The organism is Streptomyces torulosus (assembly GCF_001419765.1).
Taxonomy (GTDB): Bacteria; Actinomycetota; Actinomycetes; order Streptomycetales; family Streptomycetaceae; genus Streptomyces; species Streptomyces torulosus.
Window position 1 is genome coordinate 1 of sequence record NZ_LIRK01000020.1, and the last position, 9,314, is coordinate 9,314.

Below are 9,314 nucleotides of genomic sequence, written 5' to 3' on the forward strand. Positions count from 1 at the left end.
TCGCCGTACGCCGGTGGTCCCTCCGGAGCGCGGTGGGACCACCGGCGTACGGCGATGGCCCGCTCAGAGGTGCGCGAGCTTCTCCAGCACCGGCGCGGCCGCGCGGAGCGCCTCCCACTCGTCCTCGTCGAGCCCCTCCACGAGGGACGCGAGGAACGCGTTGCGCTTGCGGCGGCTCTCCTCGAGCATCGCCTCGGCACGCTCGGTCTGGGTGACCACCTTCTGCCGCCGGTCCTCGGGATGCGGCTCCAGCTTCACCAGTCCCTTGCTCTCCAGCAACGCGACGATGCGGGTCATCGACGGCGGCTGCACATGCTCCTTGCGGGCCAGCTCACCGGGGGTGGCGGTGCCGCAGCGGGCGAGTGTCCCGAGCACGGACATCTCCGTCGGGCTCAGCGACTCGTCGACCCGCTGGTGCTTCAACCGGCGGGACAGGCGCATCACGGCGGACCGCAGCGCGTTCACGGCGGCCTCGTCGTCGCCATGGGTCAGGTCAGGCATGTTCTTTAGCTTAACTCATTACTCTCGCTAAAGACCACCGGAGCTCCACGACCACGGCCGTGAGTCCCACCACTCCTCTCACTCATACGAGTGACTAATACGGAGAACGCCGCACGGCGGCCCGGAACGCGCCTGACCCTCGTACTCATGGGGACCACTGTGCTCAGCCTGCGGATAGACCGGGAACTGCTCGACCGGCTCCGGGACCACGCGGCGAAAAGGGGGATGAGCGTCCAGGACTACGTCATCGGGACGCTCATGCGGGACGACTTCGACCAGCGCTTCCAGACCGCCGTCGAGGAGACCGAGAAGTTCTACGGGGTCACGTGATCCACGGGGTCACGTGACCTTCGGGCTCACGTGAGGCCCAGCGCCGGCATCAGGTAGTAGAAGCCGAAGACCGCCGCCACCACGTACATCGGGACCGGGACGTCCCGTCCGCGGCCGACGGCGAGGCGCAGGACGACGAAGGTGATGAAGCCCATGCCGATGCCGTTGGTGATCGAGTAGGTGAACGGCATCATCACCATCGTCACGAAGGCCGGCACCGCGATCGTGTAGTCGGCCCAGTCGATCTCCCGGACCGAGTTGGCGAGGATCAGGAAGCCGACCGCGAGCAGCGCGGGGGTCGCCGCCTGGGACGGCACCATCGTGGCGACCGGCGTCAGGAACAGCGCGAGCCCGAAGAGGGCACCGGTGACGACGTTCGCGAAGCCGGTGCGCGCGCCCTCACCGACACCGGCCGTGGACTCCACGAAGCAGGTCGTGGCCGAGGAGGAGCTGGCGCCGCCGGCGGCGACGGCGATGCCGTCGACGAAGAGGACCTTGTTGATACCGGGCATCTGGCCGTCCGCGTCGGTCAGCTTGGCCTCGTCGCCGACGCCCATGATCGTGCCCATCGCGTCGAAGAAGCACGACAGCAGCACGGTGAAGACGAAGAGGATGCCGGTCAGCATCCCGACCTTGCCGAAGCCGCCGAAGAGGCTGACCTCGCCGAGCAGCCCGAAGTCGGGGCTGGCCACGGGGTTGCCCGGCCACTTCGGGGTGGTGAGGCCCCAGGAGCCGGCGGGCAGCTTGGCGATCGCCTCGATGATCACGGCGAGCAGCGTCATGGCGACGATCGAGATGAGGATCGCGCCCGGCACCTTGCGCACGATCAGCGCCAGCGTCAGCAGCGCGCCGAGCACGAAGACGAGGACGGGCCACCCGTTGAGGTGACCGGTCGCACCCAGTTGGAGCGGCACGGTGGTCTTGGCGACGTCCGGGATACGGGTGACGAAGCCGGAGTCCACGAGCCCGATCAGCATGATGAACAGGCCGATACCGATGGAGATGCCCTTGCGCAGGCCCAGCGGCACGGCGTTCATGACGCGCTCCCGCAGCCCCGTCGCCACCAGCAGCATCACCACGAAACCGGCGAGGACGACCATGCCCATCGCGTCCGGCCACGACATGCGCGGCGCGAGCTGGAGCGCGACGACCGTGTTCACGCCGAGGCCCGCCGCCAGCGCGATCGGCACATTGCCGATGACGCCCATCAGGAGCGTGGTGAACGCGGCGGTGATCGCGGTCGCGGTGACCAGCTGGCCGTAGTCCAGCTGATGCCCGTACATGTCCTTCGCGCTGCTCAGGATGATCGGGTTCAGCACGATGATGTACGCCATCGCGAAGAACGTGGCGAAACCGCCACGGACCTCCCGCGACAGCGTGCTGCCGCGCTCCGAGATCCTGAAGTAACGGTCGAGAGTGCCCTGCGGGGACATACGGAACCTCATCCCCAACAGGCTCTCCCGTCTGTTGGAGTTTTCTACGAACGGAAGTGGCCAATCAGAAACCGTTTCAGTATGAACATATGATGCCGCAAACTCCATCTCCGCGCGTAGACCCGTGTGGCCCTGCGGTTCCCCGAGGCCAGGAGGGGGCGCTCCGGGTGTGCTCGTAAGCTGTGCCCATGGCGAAGTGGACCCCCAAGCACGAGGCGCCGGAGCCCCTGGAGGGCCCCGTGGTGCCGACCATCATCGGCGGCACGATCCTGTGGTTCGTCCTCTTCGTCGTCCAGCTCCCGTTCTACGGGTGGTACGAGGACCACGGCCACACCTGGTGGGTGTGGACCTGCCTCGCGGGCGCCGGCCTCGGCCTGATCGGCATCTGGTACGTCAAGAAGCGCGACACGGCGATCAGGAGGGACGCGGCCTCCCAGGCCGGGACGGACGCGGAGGCGGACGCGCAGACCGCCGCCGGTGCCTCCGGGGACGGGGCGACGGTCGAGCCCGCGAAGCCGGTGGAGTCGGAGACCCCCTGAGGTTTCACGGGCCCGTACGACCTCGGAACCAGGCCCGCCCCCGCCCCTCCTCCCCCGGTCGGGCTTTGGCGCACTCGGCGGGTGAACTCCCAAGTCCGCACGTACCGTCGAAGGCATGACGCACATCGACGCGGGCACCGACCTCGATCCTGTGCACCCCACCACCGCCCCGGTCACGGGGCGGGCGCGCGGCCTGACCGCCGCCGAGGTGGCCGAGCGAGTGGCCCGCGGCGAGGTGAACGACGTCCCCGTACGGAGCAGCCGCTCCCTGGTGGACATCGTCCGCGCGAACGTCTTCACCCGGTTCAACGCGATCATCGGCGTCCTCTGGCTGATCATGCTGTTCGTCGCGCCGATCCAGGACAGCCTGTTCGGCTTCGTGATCCTCGCCAACACCGGTATCGGCATCGTCCAGGAGTGGCGGGCGAAGAAGACTCTGGACTCGCTCGCGGTGATCGGCGAGGTGAAGCCGACGGTGCGCAGGGACGGGGTCGCGGCGGTGGTCGGCACCTCCGAGATCGTCCTCGGGGACCTGATCGAGATCGGCCCCGGCGACAAGATCGTCGTGGACGGCGCGTGCGTCGAGACGGACGGCCTGGAGATCGACGAGTCGCTGCTCACCGGGGAGGCCGACCCGGTCGTCAAACACCCCGGCGACCCGGTGATGTCCGGCAGCTTCGTGGTCGCGGGCGGCGGGGCGTTCACCGCGACGAAGGTGGGCCGGGAGGCGTACGCGGCGCAGCTGGCGGAGGAGGCGAGCCGCTTCACCCTCGTCCACTCGGAGCTGCGCTCCGGTATCTCCACGATCCTCAAGTACGTGACGTGGATGATGGTCCCGACCGCGATCGGCCTGATCATCAGCCAGCTGGTGGTGAAGGAGAACGGCTTCAGGAACTCCGTCGCCCGTACGGTCGGCGGCATCGTCCCGATGGTCCCCGAGGGGCTGGTCCTCCTCACCTCCGTCGCCTTCGCGATCGGGGTGATCCGCCTCGGCCGCAAACAGTGCCTGGTCCAGGAGCTGCCGGCCATCGAGGGCCTCGCCCGCGTCGACACCGTGTGCCTCGACAAGACGGGCACGCTGACCGAGGGCGGCATGGACGTCACCGGGCTGCGCCCGCTGAACGGCAGCGACGAGGCGTACGTCCGGAAGGTGCTCGGCGCGCTCGGCGAGTCCGACCCCCGCCCGAACGCGTCCCTCAAGGCCATCATCGACGCCTACCCGGACAGCGAGGACTGGCGCTGCACCGAGGCGCTGCCCTTTTCCTCCGCCCGCAAGTACAGCGGCGCGCGCCTCAGCGAGGGCGACGGCCAGTCCAGCGCCTGGCTGCTCGGCGCACCCGACGTCCTCCTCCCCGACGACGACCCGGCCCTCACCGAGACCGAACGGCTGAACGAGGAGGGGCTGCGGGTCCTGCTGCTGGTTCGGGTGACCCGCGAACTCGACGACCCCGAGGTGGCGCGGGACGCCCGCCCCACGGCCCTGGTCGTCCTGGAACAGCGGCTGCGCCCCGACGCCGCCGACACCCTGCGCTACTTCGACGAGCAGAACGTCCGGGCGAAGGTCATCTCCGGCGACAACGCGGTGTCGGTCGGCGCGGTGGCGGGGAAGCTGGGCCTGACAGGAGAGGTCGTCGACGCGCGCCGCCTCCCGGCCGAGCGGGACGGGATGGGCGAGGCGCTGGACGCGGGCACCGTCTTCGGCCGGGTCACCCCGCAGCAGAAGCGGGACATGGTGGGCGCCCTCCAGTCCCGCGGCCACACGGTCGCGATGACCGGCGACGGGGTGAACGACGTGCTGGCCCTCAAGGACGCCGACATCGGGGTGTCGATGGGGTCGGGCTCGGAGGCGACGCGGGCGGTGGCCCAGATCGTGCTGCTGAACAACAGCTTCGCCACGCTGCCGTCGGTGGTGGCGGAGGGCCGCCGGGTGATCGGCAACATCACGCGGGTCGCGACCCTGTTCCTCGTGAAGACGGTGTACTCGGTGCTCCTGGCCGCCCTGGTGGCGTGCTGGCAGGTGGAGTACCCCTTCCTGCCCCGCCACCTCACCCTGCTCTCCACACTGACGATCGGCGTCCCGGCGTTCTTCCTGGCGCTGGCCCCCAACAAGGAGCGCGCGCGACCCCACTTCGTCCGCCGTGTCATGCGCTACGCCATCCCCGGCGGTGTGCTGGCGGCGCTGGCCACGTTCGTCACCTACCTGATCGCCCGTCACTACTACACGGGCGAGGGCGCGTTGGAGGCGGAGACCAGCGCGGCGACGCTGACCCTCTTCCTGATCTCCATGTGGGTGCTGGCGATCATCGCCCGCCCCTACACCTGGTGGCGGCTCGGCCTGGTGGCGGCGATGGGCGGCGCCTTCCTCCTGGTCCTGGTCGTCCCCTGGCTCCAGGACTTCTTCGCGCTGCGCCTGGTGGGGACGACGATGCCGTGGACGGCGGTCGCGATCGCGGCGGGCTCGGCGGCGGCCCTGGAGTTCCTGTGGCGATGGGTGGACCACCACTTCCCCGCGTAACCCGACCACCCCGCACGTCGACCCCGGCCCGCGCGATCAAGCGCGGTCGTGGAGCGTGACGTGGTAGCCGTCGGGGTCGGCGAAGGTGAAGGTCCGGCCGAAGGGGCCGTCGATCGGCGCGGAGACGATGGTGTGACCGTCGGCGGCGAGCGCGTCGTGGATGGCCTGGACGTCGGTGGCGTGGAGCCAGATCGCAACGCCGATGCCGGGCTGGGCGACGGACGCGAGGTCGGTGCCGGGAAGGACGTCGCGGAGTGCGAACGCGATCGGCTTCGTCTCGAAGACCACGGCGTGCGGAGGGCCGGCCGGTGAGCGGACGACGCCCAGGTACTGCTCGTAGAACGCCTGCGAAGCGTCGAGGTCGCGCACTTGGAGCGAGAGGAAGTCGGGACTCGAACAGTCGGACGCGTCCCGAATCCTGCGCAGCATGATCCATTCCCTGCGCGCCGACGGCGAGGGGGCATAGGAAACGGCGAGGCCCCCGGAGCGGGGCCCCCTGCGGTCGGCGGGTTCGCCGGCCGGTGGGGGCTCCGTTCCAGGGGCCTTCTGCCGCTGACCGTGCAGCGGCGGGTTCCTGCTGCTTACTTCACGTCGAGCGTGTCGCCCACGGCCGTCGCCGCCGCCGTGCCCGAGCTGCCCGCGAAGACGTAGCGGTACGTGCCGTCGACGGACGCCTTGACGGTGGTGGACACCTCGCCCGTGGCGGACGTCTTGACCGTCTTGACGTTCTTGTAGGCGGACGCGCCCGCCGCCTTGAACTGCAGCGTCACCGACTGGTTGCCGTAGGCGGCGTTCGTGCCGGCGTCCCAGTTGGCGCGGGTCAGCTTGCTGGTGACGGTGACCGTCTCACCCTTGGCGACCGGCTCCGGGGCGACGTCCGCGCCCTTGAGCTGCGTGGCACGCTGCACCTTGAAGGACTTGGCGTTGTCCTTCTGGATGAAGTTGGTGTCCTTGGCCTGGGCGATCACCCAGGTCTTCCAGGTGCCGGCGACCTTGTTGACCGCGTTCCGGCCGGCCTCGAAGGTGAAGTTCGCCGAGCAGGTCGACTTCGTGGAGCTGACCTTCTTGCACTTGATCCAGGTGCTGCCGGAGGCCGCCGCGCTGTCCGCGGTCTCCAGGCTCTTGCCGTGGTACAGCTGCGCGGCGGCACGCCACGCACCGGAGTTGTCGGTGACGGAGAAGGACAGCTTGACCGTCTTCTTGCCCGTGGCGCCGACGACGACGGGCTTGCCGCCGTTGATGACGAAGTTGGAGACCTTGACGTTGCCGACCTTCTCGTCGGCCTGTGCGGCCGGGGCGACGAAGGCGGTCAGGGCCAGGGCGCCGGTGATGACGCCCAGAGTGGCACGCTTGTGCAATGTATTCCCCACGTGGAAGGGACCTCGCGGCAGGTCAATGTCGCGCGAGATCCGTTTGTCGGTCTGAGAGCCCGAGGGCTTCGGGAGACTCAGGGGGTTCAGGGGACCCCCGGGGCTCACGGGAAGCCGGTCGGCTCGGGTGATCAGATCCATGAGTGTGGCGAATGGTTGTACGAGATGCGAATGAGTTTCGGAGATGTTGCGCACGTCACATCCGCATCCCCGGCCACAGCGGCACCAAGGCGTGACAACCGGGACGGACCCGGCCGACTGACCCGGACCGGTCAGTCGAACCAGCGGTCGCGGGCCAACTCCTCCGTCCTGGACGGGTCCTCCAGCAGCGCCGCGACCTCGAAGCGGCGCGGCCACTGACCCGCCGCCCACGCCAGCCCGGCCGCGACGCCCTCCAGGGTCGCGGCGTGCAGGACACCGTCCCCGGTGCGACGCCAGTCGAGTTCGACGCCGTCGACGACGAGTTCCTCGTGCTCGACATAGGTCGCGGGGGTGGCCGGCCCGAGCAGCACCCGCACCGACTCCGGTACGTCGTGCTCCGCGCCCTCGGAGTCCACCTCGCCCGTCACCGACTCGCTGAGCCGCCGCACCTGGAACAGTTCGGCCAACTCGGCCGCACGGGACGGTCGTACGGGCAGCAGCGGCACACCGGAGGTGAAGGGCAGCAGGTCGGGCGAGTCGACGACGACCGCGTCGGCGGCGTCCACGACCGTCACCTCACCGTCCACCACGGCTCGCAACTCGTCGGGCAGCGTGACCTGTTCGGGGTCGAGGTCGGCCAAGGCGCCGTACAGGCCGTGGAGTTGCGCGGCCGTCACCTCACGCTCCGGGTCGGCCAGGCGGTCCAGCAGTTCGGCGGCACCGCCCGGCTCGTCGAGCAGCGCGGCGACCGATGTGCGCACGCCCAGCGCCCGCAGGACCTGCTCGTCGTCGAAGCCGGTGGCGTCGGCCTCGTCGTACAGGCCCCGCAGCAGCGGATCGCCGCCGGACGCGAGGAGGCCGGCGGGGCGGCGGCCGTCGAGGACGGGGTGGCCGCGCAGCCACCAGGCCGTGTACGGGCGGACGACCTCGTGGGTGCCGTCGGGCAGCAGGATCCGCACCGGCTGCACCAGCGCGTCCCGCAGCGGGGGCCGGGCGAGCAGGGTGAGCGCCTCGGGCCAGCGGTCCTCGTCGACGAGGTCCAGGTCGCGCACGGCGACGATCTCGGTGGCGACCGGCGGGACGGGGCTGTCCGGGAACCGGTCGAGGATGTCCTCGCACCACACGTCGACGGCGTCCAGCAGCCCGGCGTCGTCGGGTTCGGCGAAGTCCCCGTCGCGGGGCTCCAGTTCGTCGGGGTCGAGGACGACGTCGGTGGCGCGGACGAGCGCGAAGTCGGCGAGGACACCGCACGCGGCCAGCGGCTGCTCGCCCCAGCGCTCGGCCAGCTCGGCGTCCACGAAGGCCAGTTCGTCCTCGCGCATGATCCGGGCGAACGGGCTGCCGGGCAGGACGAGTTCACCTGCGGGCGACAGTTCGCCGTCCTCGTCGGGCAGGGCGAGGGCGCCCAGCCAGGGCTCGTCGCCGGGGTCGAGGGCGGCGTCACGGACGAGGGCGAGGACCAGCTCCGCGAGCTCGTCGGCGTCCGGGCGGCCGTCCTCGTCGTCCCACGCCATGCCCTCGTCGTCCAGCGAGGCGGCCACGGCGGCCCGCACCTGCGGGGTCGTGAGCACGGCGCGCGGGGTCGCGGGCAGGGCGCCCAGCTTCTCCAGGAGCGGGTGCGCGGCGTCCGGGTGGGCGACCTTCAGACCGAGCCGGGCGAGGGTCTCCGGGGCCGTCTGCGGGCCGTCCGGGGTGGGCAGCAGCACCTGGCGCGGCCCGATCGTCGTCCGCCCGTCCGCGAGCGGCACCGGAAGCCCCGAGAGGCCGTCCGGGTCGACGCCCGCGAGGCTGTCGTAGAGCCGCCGCCACCAGTCGGGCGCCTTCTCCAGACCGGCGAGCCGGTCGATGGTGTCGCCCAGCGGCAGGCGCGCGACACCGAGCGTGCGCAGCTCCACGCGCCGTTCGAGCCCGGCGGGCAGCAGACAGGGCAGTACCTCGGCGAGGACCCGCACGGTCTCCGCGCCGGCACCCTCGACGACCTCGGCGTCCCGCGGCCGGAGCGCCTCGGGCAGTTCGTCGTCGACCGCGGGCGGCAGCGCGCGCGGCAGGAACGCGGTCCGCGGTAGCCGCTCCAGGATCGCCTGGCGCAGCGCCCCGTCCAGCTCGCCCTTGCCGAGCGGACCGGGCACGAGACCGATGATCTGCTCGGTCACCGGCTGCCAGGCGGCGAGGAGTCCGGTGTACACGTCGGCCGCGCGCTGGACGAGGAAGTCGGTGAGGGGACCGGGCGCGGCGTGCCGCCGGGTGGTGTCCAGCGGGAACGACGCGATGAGCAGCGCGGGGACACCGAGGGCCTCGTCGCTGGGCGTGGGCGCGTGCACCACGGGGCTGGTCCGGGGCCGGACCGGCTCGCCGTCGGGCCCCGTCGGGACCGCCCAGGTCACGGACCAGTGGGGCCGCAGCCGCTCCTCCACGGGCCGGTCGGCGAGCAGCGCGGCCTCGATCGCGCCGTGCTCGGCGACCGTGCGCCAGCGCGTGACACCGT

8 protein-coding genes are annotated in these 9,314 nt (G+C 71.0%); 3 read left to right on the plus strand and 5 right to left on the minus strand.

The features are described from left to right. Positions 1-63 precede the first annotated feature (63 nt). Entirely contained in the window at positions 64-501 is a 438-nt protein-coding gene (locus AOK23_RS02150) for a MarR family winged helix-turn-helix transcriptional regulator (protein WP_055711043.1), read from the minus strand. Positions 502-648: 147 nt separating this feature from the next. On the opposite strand from AOK23_RS02150, the gene AOK23_RS02155 reads away from it, so the two are divergent. Next, positions 649-831: a hypothetical protein gene (locus tag AOK23_RS02155; protein WP_055520139.1), complete on the plus strand. Its 183-nt coding sequence runs from the start codon at positions 649-651 to the stop codon at positions 829-831. A gap of 26 nt (positions 832-857) precedes the next feature. Here AOK23_RS02155 and AOK23_RS02160 read toward each other — a convergent pair whose 3' ends face one another. Beyond that, positions 858-2,276, minus strand: a complete 1,419-nt coding sequence (locus AOK23_RS02160) for an NCS2 family permease (protein WP_420823682.1) — start codon at positions 2,274-2,276, stop codon at positions 858-860. A 176-nt stretch (positions 2,277-2,452) separates the two neighbouring features. On the opposite strand from AOK23_RS02160, the gene AOK23_RS02165 reads away from it, so the two are divergent. Beyond that, entirely contained in the window at positions 2,453-2,803 is a 351-nt protein-coding gene (locus AOK23_RS02165; protein WP_055711045.1) for a DUF2530 domain-containing protein, read from the plus strand. A 115-nt stretch (positions 2,804-2,918) separates the two neighbouring features. Then, positions 2,919-5,318 (plus strand): HAD-IC family P-type ATPase, encoded by a 2,400-nt coding sequence (locus tag AOK23_RS02170; protein WP_055711046.1) that lies wholly within the window; start codon positions 2,919-2,921, stop codon positions 5,316-5,318. Positions 5,319-5,354: 36 nt separating this feature from the next. On the opposite strand, the gene AOK23_RS02175 is transcribed toward AOK23_RS02170, so the two are convergent. The 3 genes from AOK23_RS02175 to AOK23_RS02185 form a co-directional block, all read right to left on the minus strand. After that, positions 5,355-5,747, minus strand: a complete 393-nt coding sequence (locus AOK23_RS02175; RefSeq protein ID WP_055711047.1) for a VOC family protein — start codon at positions 5,745-5,747, stop codon at positions 5,355-5,357. 152 nt (positions 5,748-5,899) lie between these two features. After that, positions 5,900-6,688, minus strand: coding sequence for a calcium-binding protein (locus AOK23_RS02180; RefSeq protein ID WP_240496214.1), 789 nt, complete (start codon positions 6,686-6,688; stop codon positions 5,900-5,902). Positions 6,689-6,960: 272 nt separating this feature from the next. Further along, the coding region (locus AOK23_RS02185) for a hypothetical protein (RefSeq protein WP_055711049.1) at positions 6,961-9,314 on the minus strand (2,354 nt) is incomplete at its 5' end.